At 66.2% G+C, this 25,343-nt stretch carries 20 protein-coding genes; 13 read left to right on the top strand and 7 right to left on the bottom strand.

The window, feature by feature from the left end:
- Positions 1-156 precede the first annotated feature (156 nt).
- Positions 157-924, bottom strand: coding sequence for a crotonase/enoyl-CoA hydratase family protein (locus AQZ52_RS17100; protein WP_067913773.1), 768 nt, complete (start codon positions 922-924; stop codon positions 157-159).
- Positions 925-1,121: 197 nt separating this feature from the next.
- On the opposite strand from AQZ52_RS17100, the gene AQZ52_RS17095 reads away from it, so the two are divergent.
- Entirely contained in the window at positions 1,122-2,345 is a 1,224-nt protein-coding gene (locus AQZ52_RS17095) for an NADP-dependent isocitrate dehydrogenase (protein ID WP_067913770.1), read from the top strand.
- A 171-nt stretch (positions 2,346-2,516) separates the two neighbouring features.
- A complete protein-coding gene (locus AQZ52_RS17090) occupies positions 2,517-4,058 on the top strand; it encodes a DUF1963 domain-containing protein (RefSeq protein WP_067913768.1) in 1,542 nt (513 codons plus the stop codon).
- Positions 4,059-4,067: 9 nt separating this feature from the next.
- Here AQZ52_RS17090 and AQZ52_RS17085 read toward each other — a convergent pair whose 3' ends face one another.
- Positions 4,068-4,865, bottom strand: a complete 798-nt coding sequence (locus tag AQZ52_RS17085) for a tyrosine-protein phosphatase (RefSeq protein WP_067913765.1) — start codon at positions 4,863-4,865, stop codon at positions 4,068-4,070.
- Positions 4,866-4,940: 75 nt separating this feature from the next.
- Positions 4,941-6,140: a M20 metallopeptidase family protein gene (locus AQZ52_RS17080; protein WP_067913762.1), complete on the bottom strand. Its 1,200-nt coding sequence runs from the start codon at positions 6,138-6,140 to the stop codon at positions 4,941-4,943.
- A 125-nt stretch (positions 6,141-6,265) separates the two neighbouring features.
- On the opposite strand from AQZ52_RS17080, the gene AQZ52_RS17075 reads away from it, so the two are divergent.
- Together AQZ52_RS17075 and ettA are read left to right on the top strand one after the other, a co-directional pair.
- Positions 6,266-7,516 (top strand): acetyl-CoA C-acetyltransferase, encoded by a 1,251-nt coding sequence (locus tag AQZ52_RS17075; protein WP_067913759.1) that lies wholly within the window; start codon positions 6,266-6,268, stop codon positions 7,514-7,516.
- A gap of 145 nt (positions 7,517-7,661) precedes the next feature.
- Positions 7,662-9,335, top strand: coding sequence for an energy-dependent translational throttle protein EttA (gene ettA, locus AQZ52_RS17070; protein ID WP_067913755.1), 1,674 nt, complete (start codon positions 7,662-7,664; stop codon positions 9,333-9,335).
- Between the two features lie 27 nt (positions 9,336-9,362).
- Here ettA and AQZ52_RS17065 read toward each other — a convergent pair whose 3' ends face one another.
- Complete coding sequence (locus AQZ52_RS17065; protein ID WP_240481763.1) at positions 9,363-9,947, bottom strand: PNPOx family protein; 585 nt, start codon at positions 9,945-9,947, stop codon at positions 9,363-9,365.
- Positions 9,948-10,097: 150 nt separating this feature from the next.
- On the opposite strand from AQZ52_RS17065, the gene AQZ52_RS17060 reads away from it, so the two are divergent.
- The gene (locus AQZ52_RS17060; RefSeq protein ID WP_156425009.1) at positions 10,098-11,234 is read left to right on the top strand and encodes an RcnB family protein; all 1,137 of its coding nucleotides are present in this window, start codon (positions 10,098-10,100) and stop codon (positions 11,232-11,234) included.
- A gap of 295 nt (positions 11,235-11,529) precedes the next feature.
- Entirely contained in the window at positions 11,530-12,720 is a 1,191-nt protein-coding gene (locus AQZ52_RS17055; RefSeq protein ID WP_067913747.1) for a calcium-binding protein, read from the top strand.
- Positions 12,721-12,754: 34 nt separating this feature from the next.
- Here the strand turns inward: AQZ52_RS17055 and AQZ52_RS17050 are convergent, their stop codons facing one another.
- Both AQZ52_RS17050 and AQZ52_RS17045 read right to left on the bottom strand, forming a co-directional pair.
- A complete protein-coding gene (locus tag AQZ52_RS17050; protein ID WP_205626506.1) occupies positions 12,755-14,263 on the bottom strand; it encodes a M28 family peptidase in 1,509 nt (502 codons plus the stop codon).
- A gap of 11 nt (positions 14,264-14,274) precedes the next feature.
- Positions 14,275-16,365 carry a RelA/SpoT family protein gene (locus AQZ52_RS17045; RefSeq protein WP_067914190.1) on the bottom strand — a complete coding sequence of 697 codons (2,091 nt, stop codon included), beginning with the start codon at positions 16,363-16,365 and terminating at the stop codon, positions 14,275-14,277.
- Positions 16,366-16,479: 114 nt separating this feature from the next.
- On the opposite strand from AQZ52_RS17045, the gene AQZ52_RS17040 reads away from it, so the two are divergent.
- Positions 16,480-17,670, top strand: a complete 1,191-nt coding sequence (locus AQZ52_RS17040) for a glycosyltransferase family 87 protein (RefSeq protein WP_067913745.1) — start codon at positions 16,480-16,482, stop codon at positions 17,668-17,670.
- Between the two features lie 84 nt (positions 17,671-17,754).
- Here the strand turns inward: AQZ52_RS17040 and hemF are convergent, their stop codons facing one another.
- The gene (gene hemF, locus AQZ52_RS17035) at positions 17,755-18,654 is read right to left on the bottom strand and encodes an oxygen-dependent coproporphyrinogen oxidase (RefSeq protein ID WP_067913743.1); all 900 of its coding nucleotides are present in this window, start codon (positions 18,652-18,654) and stop codon (positions 17,755-17,757) included.
- Between the two features lie 45 nt (positions 18,655-18,699).
- Between hemF and pdeM the strand changes: the two genes are divergently transcribed.
- The 6 genes from pdeM (at position 18,700) to AQZ52_RS18265 (ending at position 25,298) form a co-directional block, all read left to right on the top strand.
- Positions 18,700-19,407, top strand: coding sequence for a ligase-associated DNA damage response endonuclease PdeM (pdeM, locus tag AQZ52_RS17030; protein ID WP_067913740.1), 708 nt, complete (start codon positions 18,700-18,702; stop codon positions 19,405-19,407).
- Positions 19,408-19,533: 126 nt separating this feature from the next.
- Positions 19,534-20,055 carry a translation initiation factor IF-3 gene (gene infC / locus AQZ52_RS17025; RefSeq protein WP_067913737.1) on the top strand — a complete coding sequence of 174 codons (522 nt, stop codon included), beginning with the start codon at positions 19,534-19,536 and terminating at the stop codon, positions 20,053-20,055.
- A gap of 200 nt (positions 20,056-20,255) precedes the next feature.
- Complete coding sequence (locus tag AQZ52_RS19235; protein ID WP_276203282.1) at positions 20,256-21,701, top strand: calcium-binding protein; 1,446 nt, start codon at positions 20,256-20,258, stop codon at positions 21,699-21,701.
- Between the two features lie 240 nt (positions 21,702-21,941).
- The gene (locus tag AQZ52_RS17015; protein WP_067913731.1) at positions 21,942-23,357 is read left to right on the top strand and encodes an SLC13 family permease; all 1,416 of its coding nucleotides are present in this window, start codon (positions 21,942-21,944) and stop codon (positions 23,355-23,357) included.
- Between the two features lie 6 nt (positions 23,358-23,363).
- Positions 23,364-24,464 (top strand): potassium channel family protein, encoded by a 1,101-nt coding sequence (locus AQZ52_RS17010; protein ID WP_067913728.1) that lies wholly within the window; start codon positions 23,364-23,366, stop codon positions 24,462-24,464.
- A 99-nt stretch (positions 24,465-24,563) separates the two neighbouring features.
- The gene (locus tag AQZ52_RS18265; protein WP_205626505.1) at positions 24,564-25,298 is read left to right on the top strand and encodes a hypothetical protein; all 735 of its coding nucleotides are present in this window, start codon (positions 24,564-24,566) and stop codon (positions 25,296-25,298) included.
- Positions 25,299-25,343: the final 45 nt, after the last annotated feature.

Genomic DNA, 25,343 nt, shown 5'->3' with positions numbered 1-25,343 from the left:
GGAGCCGCACAGCGCGAGACACGCCGCCGCCTGCAATATCCGCCAATTCCGAAAAGTGCGCGTGCCCATGCCCGGTCCTTTCGGGCCTCAGGCTAACCCGGCGGCGCCCTGCCCGCCAGACCGGCTTCGCAACCGATCTGGCGACAGTTCAGCGGTTTACTTGCCCTGCCAGTTGGGCTTGCGCTTCTCGGCAAACGCCAGCGCGCCCTCGCGCGCGTCCGCGCTCGTGAACACGGGCGCGATGTAGGCTTCCTGCTTGTCCCACATCTCGGCTTCGGTCCACTCGTGCGAATCGCGCACGATCGCCTTCGAGGCGATCAGCGCCAGCGGGCCATTGGCGGCGACGCGCGCGGCCAGCGCCTTGGCGGCGTCGAGCGCGGGGCCTTCGGTCAGCTCGTTGATGAAGCCCAGCGCATAGGCGCGCGTCGCATCAATGAAGTCGCCTGTCAGCGCCAGTTCCATCGCGATGCGCGGCGGGATCTGGCGCGGCAGCTTGATCAGGCCGCCGGCCGCCGCCGCAAGGCCGCGCTTGGCTTCGGGGATGCCGAACTTCGAACCCTTGCTCGCCACGATCAGATCGCACGAGAGCGCCAGTTCCATGCCGCCTGCCAGCGCATAGCCATCGATCGCCGCGATGATCGGCTTCTTCGGCGTCCACTGCGAAAGCCCGCCAAAGCCGCGGCCCGGCACGCTCGGCCGTTCGCCGCGCAGAAAGCCCTTGAGGTCCATCCCGGAGCAGAACGTGCCGCCGGCGCCCGTCAGGATCGCACAGCGCAGGTCGGTCTCGGCGTCCAGCCGGTCCATCGCCGCCGCAATCCCTTCGGCCGCGGCCTTGGTCATCGCATTCTTGGCTTCGGGCCGGTTGATCGTGACGATCAGGACATTGCCATCGACTTCAGTCAGGACTTCAGGGGCTTCGCTCACGGCATCTCTCCTATGCTGGCGCTTAATCGCTTGGTTAAATGTCTAGAGCCCGCGCCCCGCACCTGTCCAGACTCAAACCGCGCGAATCGCGTGCGCCTTTGCCCTTTGGTGAGATTGCCCCGCTTGCGCGCCGCCAAGCGCCTGCTAAGGAACGGCAAATTTTTTTGAATCACCTCCCCGGGGAAGGCACGCGAACCATGGCAAAGATCAAGGTGAAGAATCCTGTCGTCGAGCTCGACGGCGATGAAATGACGCGGATCATCTGGCAGTGGATCCGCGAACGTCTGATCCTTCCCTACCTCGATATCGATCTCAAGTACTACGATCTCTCGGTCGAGAAGCGCGACGAGACGAACGACCAGATCACCATCGATTCGGCCAATGCGATCAAGCAGTACGGCGTCGGCGTGAAGTGCGCCACGATCACCCCTGACGAGCAGCGCGTCGAGGAATTCCACCTCAAGAAGATGTGGAAGTCGCCCAACGGCACGATCCGCAACATCCTTGGCGGCGTGGTGTTCCGCGAACCCATCGTGATCCAGAACGTGCCGCGCCTCGTGCCGGGCTGGACCGACCCCATCGTCGTCGGCCGCCACGCGTTCGGCGATCAGTACAAGGCGACCGACACCCTGATCCCGGGCCCGGGCAAGCTGCGCCTCGTGTGGGACGGCGATGATGGCCAGAAGATCGACCTCGACGTGTTCGACTTCCCCTCGGCGGGCGTGGCCATGGCGATGTACAACCTTGACGATTCGATCCGCGATTTCGCCCGCGCCTCGTTCAACTATGGCCTCGCGCTCGGCTGGCCGGTCTACCTCTCCACCAAGAACACCATCCTCAAGGCCTATGACGGCCGCTTCAAGGATCTGTTCCAGGAGGTGTTCGACACCGAAGGCTTCGCCGAGAAGTTCAAGGCCGCCGGCATCGAATACCAGCACCGCCTGATCGACGACATGGTCGCCTCGGCGCTCAAGTGGTCGGGCAAGTTCGTCTGGGCCTGCAAGAACTACGATGGCGACGTGCAGTCCGATACCGTCGCGCAGGGCTTCGGCTCGCTCGGCCTGATGACCTCGGTCCTCATGTCGCCCGATGGCAAGACGATCGAGGCCGAGGCCGCGCACGGCACTGTCACGCGTCACTACCGCCAGCACCAGCAGGGCAAGCAGACCTCGACCAACCCGATCGCCTCGATCTTCGCGTGGACGCGTGGCCTCATCTATCGCGGCAAGTTCGACGAGACGCCCGAAGTCGTGAAGTTCGCCGAAACGCTGGAGCGCGTCTGCATCGAAACCGTGGAAAGCGGCAAGATGACCAAGGACCTCGCCATCCTCATCGGCCCCAACCAGCCGTGGATGACGACCGAGCAGTTCTTCGAAGCCATCGTTGAAAACCTCGACGCGGCAATGGCTGCCGAAGCCTGAGCCAAGCCACGCTTGATCAATGAGGGGCGGGACCATCTCCCGCCCCTTTTCTTTATGCGCCAATGCGCCGCTCCCGAAAGCAAGGCGCCGCCGCCGCCGCTTCACCCCAAATCAACCAGTTGTTGCAGGTTTGCGCCTAATACGGCAGCGTAACACCGGAAAGGTGAACGCGTGCAGGCTCTTATCGCCATCTTCGCCATTTTCATCATCAGTGCGCTGGGGCTCCTCGCGCTGATCTGGTACTGGCTGCGCCAGCGCGCGCTGCGGGAACCAAAGCCGCGCAAGGCCAGGCAAGCGAAGCGCCGCAAGGCTGCCGGCGATGCCGCCGAAGCCGCACCGGAACCGGAACTCCCTCCGCAAAAGGTCGGCCGCAGCCGCCTCATCTCCGCCGCATCGCTCGCCGAGGCAGAGGCCGCCAACGCCCTGCCGGCTGCAGACGATCACGCAGCCGAAGCGCTGGACGCGCCCGAACCGGAGGCCCCGCTCCCGGCACCGCCGCTGCCCGCTCCCATTGTCGCCGCAGCCCGGCAGGCCATCGTCCTTCGCCAGCACTTCCCCCCGCACCGCGCACCGGCGGGCGGGTCTTCGGCTCGCAGCTGGTTCGGCGGCAGTCCGGTGCTGCCCGGCGCTGCCGAATGGCCGATCAACCCCGCCACCGGCAAACCGCTGCATTTCCTGCTCCAGCTCGATCTCGCTGACGTGCCGCCCGAAGCCGGCCTCGGCCTGCTCCCGACCGAAGGCGCGCTGGCGGTGTTCCTCGATCTCGATTGGGGCCCGGGCGAGGCGTTCCGCGTGTTCCATGCAGTCGGCTATGCCGGCACCGCGTGGCACGCGCTGGATGTGCCGGAGGGCCTCGCCATGGCCTATGGCGATGAAGCCGCGCTCGTCTGGCCCTGGGCGCTCACCCCGGCCAACGGCACGCAGGTCCTGCCCCGCTGGCCCTTCGCACCGCGCCCGATTGCCGTGCCAGAGAGCGAGGCCCCCGGCTGGCCGCACCGCGCCGAAACCGCGCGCGCCCTGCTCGAGGTGCAAGGCCCTGATCCGATCGCCCCCGCGCTGGGGCCCGAGGATTTCCAGGGCGCGGACGGGCAAGGCTTCGAACCCGCATGGTACGGCTATCCGCAGGACTGGCTATCGGTGCAGATCGCCGCCGCCGCGCTCGTGCACGAAGCGGACCGCGCGCAGCGCACCGTGCTGCACGATCCCTACCCCGGCCTCGACGAGGCCGAACGCGCCGCCCAGCTCAAGACCGTGCGCGAGGAAGCGCAGGCCTGGTTCGACCATGCGCTGAACAACCCCGCGCTTGCCCCGCTCGGCCCGCCCGTGCGCAAGGCGTTCTGGGACTGGCTCTCCACCCACCGCGCCCTTGCCGAACGCGTCATGCCCGAAGCCGTCGAAGCCGCCATCGAAACCACGCTGCACGCCTCGCCCGCAGAAGCCGCCAAGCTGCCCGACGAGATCACCGCCCGTGTCGCCTGGCGCCATGCGCTGGCGATCAGCACCCCCGAAGGCGTGATCGCCCCGCCCCCGGCCCGCCTCCTCGCCCCCGCCAGCGGCGAAGCGGACCTCGCCGCCACGCACCTCCTCCTGCTCGAACTGCCCGACAACCCCGCCCTCGGCCACCACTTCGGCGGCGGCGCGCTGCAATGGTGGATCACGCCGGACGATCTGGCCGACCGGCGGTTTGATGCGGTGATGATGACGCGGACCTGAGGCCCACGCTCACACCACCAGCCGCTCCTCCAGCTGCGCCACCAGCGCCGCATCCGCGCCCAGCACCGCCTCGGCATAGGCCTCGAACGTCCCGTGCTCGCGCTCCATCGCGGCAAAGGCGCTGTCCAGAAACTCCGGCTGGACTCCCATGATCGTGCGCAGCGCCTCGTCCGTCATCGAAGGACCGAAGCTCGCGCGCACATTGGTCGCTGCCGCAGCGATCCGCGCCTCGGAATTGCCCGCCGTGTTGGTGAGGAGGTAGTCCGCCATCACGTCGTCGGCATGCACGCCCAGCAGGCGGTGGACGATGGCCGCGCCCACGCCGGTGCGGTCCTTGCCGGCAAAGCAGTGCAGCAGGCTTGGCCCATGATCCTCGGCCAGCGTCTGGAGATAGAGCCGGAACGTGCCCACCAGCACGGTGCGAAACGGCAGCTTGTCGTAGAGCTTGACCATCGCGGCGCGCGCGTCGTCCGCGGTCCGCACACCGGCCGCGGCTTCGTCATGCACGGCCTTGCCCCCGCTGGACTGGCCATGATCGCCCGCCGTCTCGCCGGGATAAAACACCACCTGCCCGGCCCACTCTTCATGCCGCAGGCAGGGAAACTGCGCGCGCTCGCTGTCCCCGCGCAAGTCGATCACCCGCGCGATGCCGATGCGGTGGACCACATCGAGATCGTCCGTCGTCGCCCCGAAGTGATGCCCCGAACGCCACAGCTGCCCTGTGCGCAGCGTGCCCCCGCGCGCAGTGTAGCCGCCATAGTCGCGAAAATTGTGAATGCCGCTCAGCGGCAGAACCCGGTCTTGCATGGGCTTTTCCTGTCAGATGAGCCCCGCCAATGCCAGTCCTTCAAGACGCTCCGGTTGCACCGCGTACAAAGGGTGTCAGGCAAACCCTTCCGCCAGAAACCGCTCCGCACATCCCGCCAGCACCGCGCTGCCCAGCGGCATCACGCTTTCATCGAGCATCATCCGCGTCGAATGGATCGAACAGCAGCTCTTCCAGTCCGCCCCCTGCGGCGCGACGCCGAGGAAAAACATCGCGCCCGGCGTCTGTTCCAGCACATAGGAGAAGTCCTCCGCGCCCATGATCGGGTGCGAGAGGCGGTGGAACGTGCCTTCACCGGTCAGCGCCTCGGCCACCTTGGCGCCCAGATCGACCGCGCGCGCATCGCAGATCGTCACCGGAAACCCCGGCACAATCCGAGTCTCCGCGGTGAGCCCATGCGCCGCCGCGATATGCTCCGCGAGCCTGGGAAGTGCCTCGTGCAGCTTCGCGCGCGAGGCCGGGGAAAGCGTGCGGATGGTCCCCAGCATATGCGCCGTATCGGGAACCACGTTGTAAGCCGTCCCCGCCTCGATCTTGGAAACCGTCGCCACCACCGGATCGGCGACCGAGAACCGCCTCGTCACCATTGCCTGAAGTGCGCTGACAATCTCGCAAGCGACCGGGATGGGATCCAAAGTGTCGTGCGGCATCGAGGCGTGCCCGCCATCGCCCTTGACCGTGATCTCGAAGCGGTCCGCCGATGCGAGCAGCGGCCCCGCCTTGCCCGCCACGATCCCGTGCGGGCTGTTGGGCATGATATGCAGCGCAAAAGCCGCGTCCGCGCGTGGTTCCAGCAACCCGTCGTCGATCATGAAGCGCGCGCCGTGGTGGCCTTCCTCGCCCGGCTGGAACATGAACTGCACTTCGCCCGCCAGGCTCTCGCGCCGTGCGCACAGCAGCTCCGCCGCGCCTGCCAGCATCGCGGTATGCGCATCGTGCCCGCAGGCGTGCATCCGCCCCGCAAACTGCGAGGCGAACGCGAGGCCCGTCTCCTCGGGCATTTCCAGCGCGTCCATATCGCCGCGCAGCAGCACGCGGCGGCCTTCACCGGCCCCGCCCTTCAAGGTCGCGACCAGCCCCGTCGTCGAAGGCCCCTCGCGCCAGATCAGCGGCAGATGTGCCAGCGCGCTGCGCACCTTGTCCCGCGTCAGCGGCGTATGCAGCCCCAGCTCCGGCTCGGCGTGGATCGCGCGGCGCAGCGCGGTGATCTGCGGCTCGAGGGTTCGCGCCTGCTCCAAGAGGTCGGCGTGCAGCATCGGGGGGCTCCTGTAGGTGAAGTGCGCATAGCATAGGCCTCCCCCCGCTCCGCTGTCGAGGTTCCCCCTTGCACAGGCGCGCGCAGGTGTTTAATCGCTCGATTAACGCATTTGGGAGAGAGTCCATGGCCGAAGCCTATATCATTGACGCCGTCCGCACCCCGCGCGGGGTTGGCAAGCCCGGCAAGGGCGCGCTGTCGCACCTGCACCCGCAGCACCTCGCTGCCACGGTCATGAAGGCGATCGCGGAGCGCAACAACCTCGATACCGGCACGGTGGATGATATCATCTGGTCGACCTCGTCGCAGGTCGGCAAGCAGGGCGGCGACCTTGGCCGCATGGCAGCTCTCGCGGCGGGCTACAACATCACCGCCAGCGGCACCACGCTCGACCGCTTCTGCGGCGGCGGCATCACCTCGGTGAACCTTGCCGCGGCCACCGTCATGTCGGGCATGGAAGATTGCGTGATCGCCGGCGGCACCGAAATGATGAGCTTCACCGCCGCCAACGCCGCCGCTGAAGCCAATGCCGGCTTCCCGCCGCGCCTCATGGGCTCGGGCAACGCGGCGCTCGATGCGCTCCACCCGCAGTCGCACCAGGGCATCTGCGGCGATGCCATCGCCACCATCGAAGGCATCAGCCGCGAAGCGCTCGATGCGCTCGCCCTCGTCAGCCAGCAGCGCGCCGACGTGGCGATCAAGGAAGGCCGCTTCAACAAGTCGGTCGTCCCCGTGCTGAATGAAGACGGCACTGTCGCGCTCGATCACGAGGAATTCCCCCGTCCCGAAACGACCGCCGAAGGCCTCGCCAGCCTCAAGCCCGCCTTTGCCGCGATGATGGACTTCGACCTCGGCGGCGGGATGACCTTCCGCAAGCAGATCAACCGCCGCTATCCGGATGTGGACATCAAGCCCGTTCACCACGCCGGCAATTCCTCTGGCGTCGTCGATGGCGCCGCCGCGCTGCTCATCACCTCGCCCACCTATGCCGAAAAGCATGGGCTCAAGCCTCGCGCGCGCATCGTCGCCTATGCCAACCAGGGCGATGATCCGACGCTGATGCTCAACGCGCCGGTGCCGGCGGCCAAGAAAGTCCTCGCCAAGGCGGGCCTCACCAAGGAAGACATCGACGTCTGGGAAATCAACGAGGCCTTCGCCGTCGTGGCCGAGAAGTTCATCCGTGATCTCGATCTCGACCGCGCCAAGGTGAACATCAACGGCGGCGCCATGGCGCTCGGCCACCCGATCGGCGCCACCGGCTCGATCCTCATCGGCACCGCGCTCGATGAGCTGGAGCGCTCCGGCGGCCGCTATGGCCTCGTCACGATGTGCGCCGCGGGCGGCATGGCCCCCGCGATCATCATCGAACGCCTCTGATCCAACCTGCGCCCCCGCCTCGGCGGGGGCCACTGGCCGGGCCCTGCCCAGCCCCGCGCTACCCAGCCGCACCCCGCTTGCCCCACCGCGCGCTCACCTGTAGAGCGCGCGGCAATTCCTGTTTTTCGAATACGCGAGGACCCCGATGGCCGCCCAGTACGCCTATGTCATGAAGAACATGACCAAGACCTTCCCCGGCGCGCCCAAGCCGGTGCTGAAGGACATCAACCTCCAGTTCTATCAGGGTGCCAAGATCGGCATCGTCGGCCCCAACGGCGCGGGCAAATCCACGCTGATCAAGATCATGGCCGGCATCGACAAGGACTACACGGGTGAAGCCTGGCCCGGCGAGAACATCACTGTCGGCTATCTCGAGCAGGAACCCCAGCTCGACGAGACCAAGACCGTGCTCGAAAACGTTAAGGACGGCGCGCGCGAAATCGCCGACATGGTCGACCGCTTCAACGCCATCGGCATGGAAATGGCCGAGGAGGACGCCGATTTCGATGCGCTCGGCGCCGAGATGGCCGAACTGCAGGACAAGATCGACGCGGTCGATGGCTGGACGCTCGACAACCAGCTCGAAATCGCGATGGAAGCCCTGCGCTGCCCGCCCGGCGATTGGCCGGTGGACAGCCTATCGGGCGGTGAAAAGCGCCGCGTCGCGCTCACCCGCCTGCTGATCCAGAAGCCCTCGATCCTGCTGCTGGACGAACCGACCAACCACCTCGACGCCGAGAGCGTCAACTGGCTGGAAAACCACCTCAAGGAATATGCCGGCGCGGTGCTGATGATCACCCACGACCGCTACTTCCTCGATAACGTTGTCGGCTGGATCCTCGAACTCGATCGCGGCAAGTACTTCCCCTACGAGGGCAACTACTCGACCTACCTCGAAAAGAAGGCCAAGCGGCTCGAGCAGGAAAGCCGCGAGGACGAGGGCCGCCAGAAGGCCATCGCGCAGGAACTCGAATGGATCCGGCAGGGGCCGAAGGGCCGCCAGACCAAGTCCAAGGCGCGTATCAAGGCCTTCGACCAGCTCGTCGAATCCGCCGAGAACCGCCCCATCGGCAAGGCCCAGATCGTCATCCAGGTGCCCGAACGCCTCGGCGGCAAGGTGATCGAGGCCAAGAACATCACCAAGGCCTATGGCGACAAGCTCCTGTTCGAGAACCTCTCGTTCATGCTCCCCCCCGGCGGCATCGTCGGCGTGATCGGGCCCAACGGCGCGGGCAAGTCCACCCTGTTCAAGCTCATCACCGGCAAGGAACAGCCCGACAGCGGCACGATCGAGATCGGCCAGACGGTCCACCTCGGCTATGTCGACCAGAGCCGCGACCACCTCGATCCCAAGAAGAACGTCTGGGAGGAAATCTCCGACGGGCTCGACTACATGAAGGTCAACAAGCAGGACATGTCGACGCGCGCCTATGTCGGCGCGTTCAACTTCAAGGGCCAGGACCAGCAGAAGAACGTCGGCAAGCTCTCGGGCGGTGAACGCAACCGCGTCCACATGGCCAAGATGCTCAAGCAGGGCGGCAACGTCCTCCTGCTTGACGAACCGACCAACGACCTCGACGTCGAAACCCTGCGCGCGCTCGAAGAAGCCATCGAAAACTTCGCCGGCTGCGCCGTGGTCATCAGCCACGACCGTTTCTTCCTCGATCGTCTCGCCACCCACATCCTCGCGTTCGAGGGCAACAGCCATGTCGAATGGTTCGAAGGCAACTTCGAAGCCTACGAGGAAGACAAGCGCCGCCGTCTGGGCGATGCGGCGGATCGGCCGACCAGGCTGGCCTACAAGAAGCTGACGCGCTGAGGGTTCGCCCCGTTCAGGCGGGGCCCGTCACGGCGCGATCCATTCGCCGCGCCACGGCGCACCGGCATCCGGGCGGGCAAAGCGCGCGCGGATGCCGCCTTCGCGGTCCAGCCTGAGCCAGTCGAGGCTGCGCACTTCCACCAGCAGCACGGCAAAGTTGCCGCGTCCGGGCAGCGTCTCGTCCAGCGCCGGACTGCGGCAGGCGAACGCGTCCGGGATGGCGGAGCCGGCAGCCTCCAGCGCGCCGCCGGGCCTGGTCTCCGCAAGGTAGCAGCGGCGGCTCGAGGGCGCGGTCTTGCTCCATGCGGCATCGGCCACAGGGCCCGCGTGCTCGATCCGCCCGGTCCCGCGCATGCGCAGCTGCACGCGGGCGTCGGGATCGTAGGCGAGCACCGAAACCATGCCCCCGCCGCCGATCAATGTGGCCTTGGGGCTGCGCAGATCGGTGTGAAAGCGCAGTACGGCAAGGTCGGCGGTCGCCTCGCGCAGCACCATCATGCGCAGATCGCCATCCGCCGTCCCCACCACGGGCGTGTGCATCGCGTTCCTGCGGTCGCGCACGGCTGTCGCCAACCGCCGGACCGCATCGGCAAGTACGCCATCGAGCGTCACCTCCAATTCCGTTCCTCCTCGAAAATCTGCTTGCCAACCTGAATGGTAGGCCATCCCCTTGGTTCATTCCCGCGACAGCGCGACTCGGATAAATACAATCCTATGACACGCTGAATCGAATTGCGCTTCAGCCAAACCGGAGCCGTCACCATGGCCGCCAAGTCCGTTTTCAAGAGCAGTGCTTCCGCCCTTCTCGCGCTTGCCTTGGGCACGGCGGCGCTCATTCCGGCCTCCGCTGTGGCGCAGGAGCGAGACCAGCGCGGTCCGGCGGCGCGCGGCATGGAGCGCAGCGCGCCGCCTGCCATGCCGCGTCCCAGCATGCCGGCGGTACGGCCCGCGCAGACGCAGGCTCCGGCGTGGCAGAGCCGCAGCCCCGCTGCCAATCCGCAGCCGAGCTGGGCCGGCCGGCCCACCTTCTCGCAAGGATCGCAGGCGCCGCAGCCCTCCCGCCAGCCGTCGGCGAACCCGGGCGGCTGGAATGGCCAGCCTGCATGGAGGGGCGACAGCGGGCGGGGCGACCGCGAACGCGGTGATCGTGGCAACGGCGTGAACCCCGCCGGCCAGCCTGCCTTCGGCCGCCCTGGCGGCTGGGTACAGGGTGGTCAGGGCGGCACCAGCACACCCGCCTGGCAGGACCGCAACCCCGGCGGTCGGCCCAATGATGGCAGGCCCAATGATGGCAGGCCGAACACCGGTCGCCCGAACGATGGCAGGCCCGCCGATGGTCGCGGGCAGTCTTGGAATCAGGACAACCAGGGCCGCTGGTATCACGCCGAAAACGGCACCTGGCGGCAGGACCGCGGCGGGCAGTGGTACCGCGATACCAATCGCGGCGCCAACAGCTGGCGCGACAACAACGGTAATCGCGACCGCAATTGGGATCGGAGCTGGCAGCAGAACCGCGGCAACGGCTGGGGCTACAACAACGGCTGGCGCGGCAACGATCGGGGCTGGGGTTACAACAACGACGGGCGGGCGTGGGACCGCGACGGCTGGCGGCACGACAACCGCTATGACTGGCAGCGTTGGCGCAGCCGCAACCGCACAACCTTCAGCCTCGGCCTCTACTACGCGCCATGGCAGGACTACAGCTACAGCCGCTTCGGCATCGGCGTGATCATCGGCGCGCCGTTCTACGATCAGCGCTACTGGATCGCCGATCCTTACGCCTATCGCCTGCCCCCGGCCTGGGGTCCCTATCGCTGGGTGCGCTACTACGACGACGCGCTGCTCGTCGATATCTACACCGGCGAAGTCGTCGACGCGATCTACGACATTTTCTGGTAGAGCCCCGGTCGCGGCATCATCGAACCATTTGCGGCCCTGTCCGACCTGTCGGGCAGGGCCTTTCTGCGTCCGCGTGGCTCCCTCACAGCAATTGTAACGAACAGGCGCGCCAGAATGCGCTACGTAACGCATGTGGGGCTACAGTCCCTCGGAGGCGCTGGTCGAGCCCCGGACACGATAAGCACGCAGGGATGCCGCGCGCCAATCCCTGCCACCACAAGCGCACGGCCATGGCCGCCGGTCCTGTCGGCCATGGCATCGGATCCTACGACCCATCATTTCCACGGGGGAACGCATGACCATATTCACGGCGAACGAGGCCTTCTTCAGCCTCGACTTCAACATCTCGCAGATCCTGCCAAACAAGACCGGGTTCAAATTCTCGGACAACGTCAACACGGCCATCGACGGGGTCACCTATCAGGATGTTGCCGCCTACGGTTTTCAGACGTTCATCCAGTTGCCCATTGACAGCACTGCCTATTTTCGCGGCACCAGCCTCACCGTTTCCCCGGCCGACAAGCTCACTGGCGGCACGGTGACCGGCCTCGGCCTCTATACTGGCGCGATCGACGATCTGTCGGCCCCGGCCTGGACGATCAAGGGCATCAAGGTCGCCGCAACCGACATTGCCGGCGTCATGGCCTCCACATCGACCAGCGACGACGCGAAGTTCTTCGCCAGCCTGTTTGCGGGCAACGACAGGATCAATCTCTCGTCGACCTACGACTATTTCGACGGCCTCGGCGGCAACGACGTGATCTATGGCAACGGCGGCGATGATACAATTTATGGCGGCAGCGGCGATGATAAGATCTATGGCGGCGCCGGAGACGACCAGCTGGACGGCGGGCTCGGCAACGACGTGCTGTCGGGCGGCGCGGGCACGGACACGGCCTCCTATTTCGATATCGGCGCTGCCGTCACGGTGAACCTTTCGATCAAGACGCAGCAGGATACCGGCGGCGCGGGCAAGGATACCCTTTCCGGCATCGAGCGCCTCTATGGCGGCCGGGCTGGCGACACCCTGACCGGCACCGGCGGCAACAACGAAATCATCGGCATGAACGGTTCGGACGTGATCAACGGCCTTGGCGGCAACGATCTGATCTACGGCGAACTGGGCAAGGACACGCTCACCGGCGGCGCGGGCAAGGACAAGTTCCTGTTCCACACCACCCCGGCGATCAACAACGCCGACACGATAACCGATTTCAGCCACGCCGAGGGCGACAAGCTGGTGCTGAGCGCCTCGATCTATTCCGGGCTGATCGGCAAGGCCGGCTCGGTCCTGACCAAGGGCGAGTTCTACGCGGCAGCAGGCGCCAAGGCGGCGCACGATGCGGATGATCACATCGTCTACAACACCTCCAACGGCACGCTCTACTACGATGCGGACGGTGCGGGCGGAACCGACGCCGTTCTCTTCGCCACGCTGACAGGCAGTCCCACGCTGCTCTACAGCGATATCCTGCTGGATTTCTGATCGCTGACAGGGCGGCCCGCGCGCACGTACCGCCTCAGCGCGGTGCCGTCACCGGTCGCCCGCCCGGCTGCCACGCAATGGGCTGCGGCGCATCGGCCGCCGCTTCGGTCAGCGCGATGAAGAAGCGGTTGAAGTCTGCCGCCGCCTGCCAGTCGATCGGCGTTGTCAGATCGTCCGCCGGGTGGTGGTAGCGCCGCTCGTACCAGTCGCGGTACTTCGCCCGCGAGGCTGCATCGTAGGTCGCGAAGACGAAGCTCGCGCCCGGCACGCCCGCTTCCATCAGCGGCCAGTTGTCGGACCGGCGCAGCAGATTGCGCTCGGGCTCGGGGTCCTCCTGCACCGCAATCCCCCGCGCCTGCGCAACCTGCCGCACCAGATCACCCAGCGTGCTTTCCTTGAGGCCATGCACCGTCAGCAGCTTCAGCGGATAGAGCGGGCGCACCTGATCGAGGTTGATCACCGCAGCCAATGAAGCCAGCGGTACAGTCGGGTGCTCGACAAACCAGCGCGAGCCCCAGAGCCCCTTCTCCTCGCCCGTATAGACCGCGAAGAGCACCGGCCGCTTCAGCCCCTTGCCGCCGCGCAGCGCCGCAAACTGCTCGATCAGCGCGACATAGGCGGCATCATCGAGCGCGCCGTTGTAGATCGCATCGCCCTGCACCGGCTCGCCCCGGCCATAACCATCGAGGTGCGCGGAGATCACGATCACCTGATCGGCAAGCGCCGGATCGGTCCCCGGCAGCAAGCCCAGCACATTGGCCGAGCGCGTCACGCGCCGCGTCACCGCCAGCACCGCCTTGGCCTCGCCCAGCTCCACGCGCGGCAAGTCCGCCCCCGCCGCGCCGCTTGTCAGGATCTCGTCCGCCCGCGCCGTCAGGCGCCCCAGCGCATCGGGATTGAGGATGCCCTGCAGGAACGGCGGCCCGGCCTTGGCTTTCACCACGCTCTCCAGCGGGGTCACGCTGCGCGAATAGGCAAACGGCCAGCGGATCGGTTCCCCCGGCAGCCCCGGCGCGGCAATCAGCAGCATCCCCGCCGCGCCCGCCGCCTGCAGCGCCGCAGCGCGATCAAACCCCTTGAGCCGATCCGGCGCCGGTCTGCCATAGCAGACCACCAGCTTGCCGCGCACATCGCCGAGCTCGCTCTTGCCGCAGTAACCGCGAAAGGTCGCCGCAGCGGAAAGCGCAGCTGGCAGGCTTTCCAGCCCCGAAAGCTGGACCTCCCGATTGAAGCGAAGCCGCTTCCCGGCGATCGTCAGCCGGGAACGCGCCTCGTCCAGCCGCCGGTCCTCGAAAGGGATCGACTGGAACCAGCCGCCACTCTCGCCCGCCGGTTTCAGCCCCGCCGCCGCAAGGCGCTTCGCCACCAGCGCCGCCGCGCGGTCATACCCCGGCGAGCCGGTATCGCGCCCTTCCATCGCATCGGAGGAAAGCTCCTCCGTCAGCGCCCACCACTGCTGGGTCGCGGCATCTGCCGCCCCCTCGGCGCGGGCCGAAGCGGGGAGCAGCGCCGCGAGCGCGGCCAGCAGGACCATCTTGCGCATCACGGCCTCCCTCAGATCCGGTCCGCCTGCGCTACCGCGTCGCTCGCCCTGAGCGCGCTCACGATCCGCGTCAGATGCGCCAGATCGCGCACTTCAAGGTCCACTTCATAGGTATGGAACGGGTTCTCGCGCTGGGTCATTTCCAAGTTCACCACATTGGCGTGGTTCTTGGCAAAGACGCCCGCCATTTCGGCGAGCGTCCCCGGCCGGTTGTAGAGCTCGGCCCGGATGCGCCCCACCGCCCCGTCGGTGCGCGCGTCCCACGAAAGGTCGATCCAGTCGGCATCGATCCCGCTCGCCAGACTGAGGCAGTCGATCGCGTGGACCGTCACCCCCTGCCCCACACGCCTCAGGCCGACGATGCGGTCGCCCGGCACCGGATGGCAGCAGTCCGCCAGCTTGAATGCCATGCCCGGGGTCAGGCCGCGCACCGCGATCGCGCGCTGCTGGCTGGGCCAGTTCTCGCTCGCGGGCAGGTTCTTGGCACTTCCGGGTACGAGCGCTTCCATTACCTGCCGGTCGTCGATCTTGGCGCTGCCGATGGCGACCATCAGCTCTTCCTCGTTCGCATACTTCAGGCGCTTGATCGCATCGGCCAGGGCTTTCTTGCCGATCTTGCTCGGCAGGCGGTCGGCGATTTCCTCGTAGAGCTTGCGTCCGATCTCGGCGATCTCGGCGCGTTCCTTCTGGCGCACCGCGCGGCGGATCGCGGCGCGCGCCTTGCCGGTGACGACAAACGCCAGCCACGAAAGCTGCGGCTCGCTACTGCGGCTCTTGATGATTTCCACCACGTCGCCGTTGCCCAGCGGCGTGCGCAGCGGCACGTGCCGCCCGTTGATCTTCGCCCCCACCGCCTGCGCGCCCAGATTGGTGTGCACGGCAAAGGCAAAGTCGATCGGCGTCGCGCCCTTGGGCAGCTGATAGAGCGCGCCCTTGGGGGTGAAGGCAAAGATGCGGTCCTGATAGATCGCCATCTTGGTGTTTTCGAGCAGCTCGTCCGGATCGTGGCTCGCTTCCAGGATCTCGACCAGATCGCGCACCCAGCCGACCTGCCCGTCGGGCAGCTCGCCCTGCTTGTAGGCCCAGTGCGCCGCAAGGCCGAACTCGTTGATCCGGTGCATCTCGTGCGTCTTGATCTGCACTTCCACGCGCATCGCGTTGTTGTAGATCAGCGAGGTGTGCAGGGATCGGTAGCCGTTCATCTTCGGCGTCGAGACATAGTCCTTGAACCGCCCCGGGATCATCTGCCAGGTCCGGTGCAGCACGCCGAGCGCGGTGTAGCAGTCCTCGACGCTCTCGGTCAGCACGCGGAAGGCCATGATGTCGGTGATCTGCTCGAAGCTCACGTGGCGCTCGGCCATCTTGCGCCAGATCGAGAAGGGGTGCTTCTCGCGGCCCGAAACCTCCACCTTAAGCCCGGCCTCGGCCAGCGCCTGCTTGATCGACAGCGCGATCGAGCCAACCTGCCCGCCTTCCTCGCTCTTGATCGAAGCCAGCCGCCCGGTGATCGTGGCAAAGGCCTCGGGCTCCAGCTGCTCGAAGGCCAGCAGCTGCATCTCGCGCATGTATTCGTACATGCCGACGCGCTCGGCCAGCGGCGCATAGATATCCATCGTCTCGCGCGCGATGCGGCGGCGTTTTTCCTCGCTCTTGATGTAATGCAGCGTGCGCATGTTGTGCAGCCGGTCCGCCAGCTTCACCAGCAGCACGCGCAAGTCTTCCGACATCGCGAGGAGGAACTTGCGCAGGTTCTCCGCCGCGCGCTCCTTGTCGCTCATCGTCTCGATCTTCGAGAGCTTGGTCACGCCGTCGACCAGCCGCGCCACTTCGGGGCCGAACAGGCGCTCCACCTCGTCCACCGTCGCCAGCGTATCCTCCACCGTATCGTGGAGCAGTGCGGTGATGATGGTTTCCTGATCGAGCTTCAGCTCGGTCATCAGGCCCGCCACTTCGACGGGGTGCGAGAAGTAGGGATCGCCCGAAGCGCGCTTCTGCGAGCCGTGTTTCTGCACGGTGTAGACATAGGCGCGGTTCAGCATCGCCTCGTCCGCATCGGGATCATAGGCGAGCACGCGTTCGACAAGTTCGTACTGACGCAGCATTTCCATCCTAGATGGCCCCTGCCCGGCGCTCCCGACAAGGGAAAATGCCTTCGATGCGCAAATCTTTCATGCGCATGTTGCCAATGCGAGACCGCAGCGGCACGTAAGGAGCCGATGAGCGACCAAACCCTCGGCGCAAGGCTCCAGGCAAACCTGCGTACCCTCACCTGGCTCGATGCGGCCCGCGTGCGCGTTTATGCCGCGATGATCCTCGTCGCCTACGTGCCGATGATGGTGAAGGTGTTCCGCGAGGCGACCGGCACCGTGGGCAGCGATTTCCTTGCCTTCTGGGGCGCGGGCCGCCTCCTTGCCACCGGCCCCGCCGCCCGGGTCTACGATCTTGCTGCCGAACATGCCGCGCAGATGGCGGCGGGCACCGGCCAGATGGTCGCTTATGTCAATCCGCCGCCCTACCTCTTCCTTGCCGCGCCGCTGGGCTATCTCTCCTATCCCGCCGCATGGATCGTCTGGGCGCTCGCCGGCTGGGCTGTGTGGTTCCTCGTCGCCCGCCGTGCGCTGCCCGGTGCGGGAGCTGCCGGTGCCCTCGTCGTGCTGGCCTTTCCGGCCGCCTATCTTGCCGCAAGCCACGCGCAGAACGGGTTCATCACCGGCGCCCTCCTCATCGGCGGCGTGCTCGCGCTGCGCCGTTCGCAGGCGCTGTCGGGCGCGCTGCTGGGCCTGCTCGTGATCAAGCCGCACCTTGCCCTCCTCGTCCCCTTCTGGCTCGCCGCCGGGCGCAAATGGACCGCCATCGCCGCCGCCGCCGCGTCGGCTACCGCGCTGTGCCTTGTCTCGCTGCTGGTCTTCGGAGTCGATGCCTGGCGCGCTTATCCGCAGAGCTTGGAGGTCAGCCGGGTCCTCATGGACCAGACCGGCGGCGAGTTCTTCCTGCGCATGTGCACGCCCTACGCGGGCTTCCGCGTCCTCTTCGGCACGACTGTCGCGCTCTATGGGCAGGCGGTCATCACCGTCATCACCGGCGCGCTCACCTGCCTCTACTGGCGCCGCGCCCCCACCATCGAAGCCGCCGGGGCGATGCTGCTTGCCGCCACCGCGCTCGCCTCGCCCTATCTGTTCAGCTACGATCTGCCGTTCCTGATCCTGCCCATCGCCTTCCTCATCGGCATGGGCCGGCGCGAGGGCTGGCGTCCGTGGGAGAAAACCCTGCTGGTGCTGATCTGGCTCTCCCCCCTCGCCACCCGCGCCGCCGCGCTGCCCCTGGGCCTCAACCTCATGCCGATCCCCGCCGCGATTCTCGTCGCGCTCGTCTGGACGACATGGGCACCGCAGCAGGTCAAACAATAGAGCCCAAGAAATAGGGGCAGCCCCCTCTTCGGGGCCGCCCCTCATTTCCCGTCATCCCGGACCGAACTCCGGGGTCCCGCTCGATTACTCCCAGTTCGCTTCCGGCGGCAGGCTCATCAGGATCGCGTCGATGTTCCCGCCCGTCTTGAGGCCGAACAGCGTACCCCGGTCATAGACCAGATTGAACTCAGCATAGCGCCCGCGCCAGGTCAGCTGCTTCAGCTTGTCATCCGGGGTCCACGCCATGCCCATCCGCCGCCGTACCAGCGCCGGATAGACATTCAGGAACGCCTCGCCCACGTCGCGGGTGAAGGCAAAGTTCGCCTCGAACCCGGCGTCGTCCGCGCATTCGAGGTGGTCGTAGAAAATCCCGCCCACACCGCGATGCACCTTGCGGTGCGGAATGTAGAAATAGTCGTCCGCCCAGGCCTTGAACCGGTCGTAATAGGCCGGATCATGCTTGTCGCACGCCGCCTTGTAGCTGGCGTGGAAGTCTGCCGTATCCTCGGCATAGGGGATCGGCGGATTGAGATCGCCGCCGCCGCCGAACCACGCCTTGCGCGTCGTCAGGAAGCGGGTGTTCATGTGGACGGCGGGCACATGCGGGTTCGCCATGTGCGCCACCAGGCTGATCCCGGTCGCGGTGAACGCAGGGTTCTCCGGATCTGCGCCGTTCATCGTCTTGGCAAAGTCCGCGCTGAAGGTGCCGCCCACGGTGGAGACATTGACGCCCACCTTCTCGAACACCTTGCCCTTCATCAGCCCCTGCACGCCCCCCCCACCGTCTGGAACCGGCTCGCCATCATGCTCGCGCTTCCATGGCGTGTAGGTGAAACTGGCGTCGCTCCCCGCCTCGCGCTCGATCGCCTCGAACTCGGCGCAGATCCGGTCCCGCAGGCTTTCGAACCAGACCCGCGCGCGGCCAGTTTCCGCGCTCCAATCCTCTTTCGCGACGGCCTTCGAGGCCTCTTGTGCAGTGCTCATGCTCCAAGTCTTGCCAACCCAAACGCAATCCGGCAAGGCCCGTGCATGGTTCCTGTTTCGTTCACGGCATTTGGCGCCCCGTTTGAATTCGCCGGGCAGGACTTCGCGCTCTCCCCTGGCCGTGCGCTCTATTGGGCCGAAGAACGCGCGCTCATCGTCGCCGATCTCCACCTCGAAAAGGCCAGCTGGTACGCGCAGCGCGGCCAGATGCTTCCGCCCTACGACAGCCGCGAGACGCTTTCCCGAGTCGCGGATGCGCTGCGCGCAACCGGCGCGCGCCGCGTCCTGTGCCTGGGCGACAATTTTCATGACAGCCACGGTCCCGCCCGGCTCGAGCCCCACGCCGCCGGCATGCTCGATGCGCTGATGCGCGCGGTGGACTGGGTCTGGATCACTGGCAACCACGACACCAAGGACACGTCGGCCCACGCTCCGGGCCTCCCCGAACTCGTCGTGCGCGGCATCGCGCTGCGCCACGAAGCCCGCCCGGGCGAAATGAGTCCTGAGCTTTCCGGCCACTTCCACCCCAAGCTGCGCGTCACCGCGCGCGGCCGCAGCGTGGCCCGCCCCTGCGCCGTCGCCAGCGAAAACCGCCTGATCCTCCCCGCCTTCGGCGCGCTCACCGGCGGGATGAACGCCGCCGATCCCGCCATCCTCGCCGCCCTCCAGCCCGCCCGCACGATCGACGCGCTGGTGCCGGCGGCCGGCAAACTCGCCCGCTTCCCCCTGTGGCGCGGGGCGGCAATCCCTTAACGCCAAACCAACCTTCCCGCTTTATCTGCGGCTGCATTGTGATATGAGCGCGCGGGGGCCGGCGCGTAGCCCTCCCCCATTTTTGAAACATCAGGAGCAAGCACTATAGCCCCCCCACCCCGGCGCATGATGGCGCCCCCTGTCAAGACCGGCCCCCGCTACAACCAGCTCATCAGTTCGCCCAAGGTGCGCGTGATTGATGAGAACGGCGAAAATCTGGGCGTCATGTATACCCGCGAAGCGATCGAGCAGGCTGCCGAAGTCGGGCTCGACCTTGTCGAGGTCTCCCCCAACGCCGATCCGCCGGTCTGCAAGTTCCTCGATGTCGGCAAGTTCCGCTACGAAGCGCAAAAGAAGGCCAACCTCGCCCGCAAGAGCCAGAAGACGCAGGAGATCAAGGAGATCAAGATGCGTCCGAACATCGATGACCACGATTACGACACCAAGATGCGTAACGTCACGCGGTTCATCGAGGAAGGCGACAAGGTCAAGATCACCCTCCGCTTTCGCGGCCGCGAGCTTTCGCATCAGCAGCTCGGCATGAACCTCCTGCGCAAGGTGCAGGACGATGTCGCCGAAATCGCCAAGGTCGAAGCCTTCCCCCGCATGGAAGGCCGCCAGATGCTGATGGTTCTCGCGCCGAAGTAAAACGCGCGGCATCCCGCAGAATAAAAACCCAAAAAGAGGCGCGTCGCAAAGACGCGCCTCTTTTTTATGTCTCGGCGCCGCCATGTAGCCCCGATCCGGACCAATTAGCCGGATTAGACCGTTGACGATGCGCAATCCGCCGGTAGCCTTCCCGCAGATTTAAGCAATTTTGGCTCGAAATCACGGGAAGGGGACATCACGTGGTCTATAAAGTCGCGACAGATTTGATCGACATCGGCGTGCAGATCACGCTCGGCAACACCGAAAACCTCTACGTCCCCACGCGCGCTCTGGTCGCCTCGCTGAATACGACGGCCGTTCAGGCAAGCGGAATCAACAAGTCGGTCAAGGTCTTCGGCCAGATCACCGGCGGGACCAACGGGATCGATTTCTTCAATCCGAACTCGGCCGATAGCGACGAGATCAGGGGCCGGCTCATCATCGGGCAGTCCGGCGCGGTGGACGGAGACAGCAACGCCATCTCGTTCAGCGGCTCCAACAACCGCGTGGTCAATTACGGGCAGATCACGGCGGGTAACCGGGGCATCTACATGTTCACGAACTCGGGGCTCGATGCCGGCGCCATCTACAACTACGGCTCCATCACCGGCAAGGACGCCATTGGCTTGAACGTCGCCGGATCGATCAGCATCTACAATTACGGCCGGATCAACGGCAGCGCCAACGCCGTCAGTGTGTTTGGCGGGCTTGGCAGCGCTTACCTGGTCAATCGCGGCCTGATCGACGGCAATATCCTGCGCGACGACGGCCCGTCAACGCTGATCAATCGCGGCACCATCAGCGGCAATGTGCAATTGGGCGGTGGCATCGATTTCCTCGACAACCGGGGCGGCACGATCGATGGCCTCATCAATATGGGCGGGGGGGTGGACACCTACAAACCCGGCACGTCGCAGGAAATCGTCAACGGCGGCGGCCAGGCCGGAGACCTGCTTGATTTCAAGGAGTCCGGAACGGTCCATCTGGCACTTGATGGCAGCATCGCGGCCATCGGCGCGGCCATGGGCGATACCTATACCGGCTTTGATTCGATCACCGGCTCCCTCAATGGCTCGGATATCCTGATCGGCGATGCCCAGAACAATCGCCTGGAAGGCCTCGGCGGAAACGACAGCCTGACCGGCCTTGATGGCGATGACGTGCTTGCCGGCGGCCTTGGCAGCGATACCCTCGATGGCGGCAACGGCACTGACACGCTCAATGGCGGTGATGGCAATGATATCCTGGTGGGCGGTGATGGTACCGACATTCTGGATGGCGGCGCTGGCAACGACACGCTGAACGGCGGCCTTGGCGGCGATTCCCTCACCGGCGGACCCGGGGCCGATAAATTCGTCTTCGGTCCGGGGGAGATTACCAATGCCGATGGCATCCTGGATTTCAACAGTGCCGACAAGGATCGCATCGATCTTTCGGCCATTGATGCCAACACCGCGCTGAAAGGGGATCAGGCCTTCATCTTCATCGGCACCGACCAGTTCCACAATATTGCTGGCGAACTGCGCTATACCTACGGCAACGGCACCGTGCTCCTGCAGGCCGATACCAATGGCGACGGCGTACGGGACTTCTCGTTGGGTCTTTCCGGCCTGAGCGTCATCGCCGCCACTGACTTCGTACTCTAGTCCGCCGCCCGCTCCCCGCAAAACCGTTTTCCTACCGCCCCCCTCATCGCCTATGGCGTCGAGGGGGGCGGCGTGCTGCGCTGGCGGGGCAAAGGGTGGTGGAATGCAGGTCTTGGGCACAGTTTGGCAAATGATCGAGTGGATCGATCAAAACCGCCTTACTGATCGAATGCAATTATTCGCCAGGACAGTGTCAACCGTGTCAACCCCCTCCCGTTTCGGGACAGTCGGGGCCCTCGCATGACCGCCCGCACCGTGGCCCTCCTCGCCGGCCCGCTCGGCCTCCTTGCCACGCTGCTGCTTTCCGCGCCGGCCGGGATGCCGCCCACGGCATGGCACACCGCGGGCCTCGTCTGGTGGATGGCGGTCTGGTGGATGACCGAGGCGATGCCGCTCTCCGCCACGGCCATGCTGCCCTTCATCGTCCTCCCGCTCACCGGCGTGGTCGATGCCAACAAGACCGCGGCGGCCTACTACTCGCCCATCATGTTCCTCTTCGTCGGCGGTGCCTTCCTGGCTCTCGCCATCGAGCGCACCGGGCTCCACCGTCGCCTCGCGCTCACCATGCTGGCCCATGCCGGGGCCAGCCCGGTGCGGCTGCTGCTGGCGGTCATGATGGCCACCGCCGCGATCTCGATGTTCATCTCGAACACTTCGACCGCGCTGATCATGATGCCGATGGCGCTCGCCATTCTCTCCTCCGGCGGCGTCGAGGCGGGCGAGACGGACGGCATGGCCGGCGCGCTGCCGATGGGCGTGGCCTTCGCCGCCACCCTCGGCGGCTATGGCACCATCGTCGGCACGCCCACCAACGCCATCGCCGCAGGCCTGCTCGACCGGACGCTGGGCGTGAAGATCACCTTCCTCGAATGGTCCGCCTTCGGCCTGCCCATCGTCCTCATCGGCGTGCCGCTGGCCGCCTTCATCATCGCGCGGGTCCACCGCCTCGGCCCCGCCAGCTTCGACACCGCCGCCGCACGGGGCGCGATCGAGCATTCGGTGCACTGGACCGTGCCCGAACGCCGCCTCGTGCCCCTGTTCCTCCTCACCGTGCTCGCCTGGGTCACGCTCCCGCTCACCGAGGGGCTGTTTCCCAAGGGCGGCCTCACCGATGGCACCATCGCCGCCATCGCCGGCCTCACCCTGTTCGTCCTGCCCGACGGGACGGGCCGCGCGATGCTGACGTGGAAGGAAGCGAACCGCATGCCCTGGGACGTGATCCTGATGTTCGGCGGCGGGCTCAGCCTTGCGATGGGCATGGACGCCTCGGGCCTCAGCGACTGGCTTGGCACTGCGATGCTCCCGCTGCGCAGCGTGCCGCTGCCGGTCGTCGCCATCGTCCTTGTCGGCTTCGTCGTGATCGTCACCGAGTTTGCCAGCAATATCGCCGCTGCCAGCGGGATCATGCCCGTCGTCGCCGCGCTCTGCGGCGCGCTGGGGGCGGATCCGATCCTGCTTGCCCTCCCCGCCGCGCTGGCGGCAAGCTGGGGCTTCATGCTGCCGGCCGGCACCGGGCCCAACGCGCTCGCCTGGGGCACCGGCCATATCGCCATGCCCCGCGTGCTGCGCGCCGGGTTCATGCTCGATCTGGCCGGTGTTTTCCTGATCGTCGGCACGGTGTGGGGCGTGGCCGCGCTCATGCGGCTGGGCGGCTGACCGCGCATGAACGAGCTCGCCACCTTCTCCAAAGGCGCGGGGCGCGTGCTCGGCTCGCCGCTGCGGCTGCTTTCGGGCACCCTGCTCTACGTCGCGGTCGTCTTCGCGGTCTCGACCATCGGGTATATCCTGTGCGGCTGGCCGGTGGGCGATGCGGCCTACATGGTGCTCCTCACCATCTTCTCGGTCGGCTACGGCGAGGTCCGCCCGATCGACACCGCCTTCCTGCGCCTGTGGACCACCGCCACGATCGTGCTCGGCTGCACCGGCATGATCGTGCTCACCTCCGCGCTCGTGCAGGTCTTCACCCTGTTCCAGTTCCGCCAGCTCCTGGGGGCCAACAAGATGCAATCCGAGATCGACCGCCTCAAGGATCACGCGATAATCTGCGGCATGGGCCGCATCGGCCTCCAGCTCGCCAAGGCGCTGACCGATGCGCGCCACCCCTTCATTCTGATCGAGCGCACCGCCGAAAAGGCCGAAGAAGCCCGCGCCGCCGGCTGGCTCGTGCTGGTGGGAGAAGCGACACAGGAAGAAACCCTGCGGGCCGCCGGGATAGACCGCGCCCGCGTCCTCGCCTCCGTCCTTCCGGATGATGCCGCCAACGTCTTCATCACGCTTTCGGCGCGCAGCCTCAACCCCGCCGTCCAGATCATCGCGCGCGGCGAGGCCCCCACCACCGAGCGCAAGCTGTTCCACGCCGGGGCCGACAAGGTCGTGCTCCCCACTCACATCGGCGCGGAACGCATCACCGAACTGATCCTCTATCCCGCCACCGACAGCCGCATCCACGAAGCCGAACACATGGCCGACGCGCGCCGGTTCCTGCACGATCTCGGCCTCGACGTCGAAGTCGTCACCGCCATCGACAAGGGCGCCCTAACCGGCGCGACCGTCGGCGAGGCGGAACGGCGCGGCGCCGGCGCCTTCTTCATCGTCCAGATCGATCGCGTGAACGGCCAGTCGATCCAGCACCCCGGCGAGGACGTGAACATCGAAGCCGGCGACACGCTCGTGCTGGTGGTGCGCGGCACCCGGCTATCGGCGGGCGCAATCTTCGGCCTGCCCGCCAAGCCGGTAAAGCAGGGGCGGACGTACGTGGGGTGAGGCAACCTTGAAAGCGGACAAGACCACAGAAAATTAACTTGGTTGACACCAATGGCATAGTGACTAGCATCCCTTTGATTTAAGGGAGTATTTTTACCTATGCGTATGATCAGTAGTGCCATTGCATTGTTAGTGGTCACAAGCCAATCGGCACTTGCAGATCCCCAGGCCGGATCGCCGGCACCTGCCTCTTCGGCAACACAGGCCGCCCCGGTTGCTGGCGCTGCACCGGTTGCCGCGCCGCAGCAGGCTGCCGTACTGGAAGCGACACCGGTTCAGAGTGTCCTGCGTTCCGGCACGGAAATCCCGCTCACCGTCCGAGAAGAGCTGACTACCGAAAAGAAAAAACTTCGGGTCGGACAGCGGTTTCAAATGGAAGTGGCCACCCCGATCGATCTGAACGGTACAATAGTGATCCCCGCGGGCACTCCAGCCATCGGCGAAATTACCGATGTGCGCAATAAAGGCATGTGGGGCAAATCCGGGTACATCTCCGCACGCGCTGTTTCACTCAGACTGGGCGATCGCTCCATTCGTTTGACCGGCACGTTCGACGACAAAGGTGTTACGGGAACGGCAGGCGTTGTCGGAGCAGTTGTCTTTGTGCCTATCGCAGGCTTCTTCATGACGGGGACTAGCGCAAAAATCCCGATGGGGTCTGGCGTGAAGGCGTTTCTTGATGAAGATCTGACGTTCAAGACTGTCCCGGTTCAATCGCAAGCGATCGAAGTCCCGGTGGCGACATCGACCGCAGCCGCTGCGCCGGCAGCGACCGCAACAGCGGCGCCCGCAACAGCGGCGCCCGCAACAGCACCAGCCGCACCAAAGCCTTAAGCGGCCGGCCCTTGGGCAACAGGGGAGGTAAGGCGGAGCATCGAC

The organism is Novosphingobium fuchskuhlense, assembly GCF_001519075.1.
Classification (GTDB): Bacteria; Pseudomonadota; Alphaproteobacteria; order Sphingomonadales; family Sphingomonadaceae; genus Novosphingobium; species Novosphingobium fuchskuhlense.
Note: the sequence above shows the minus strand (reverse complement) of the source record. Positions and strands in the feature narration are given on the sequence as shown.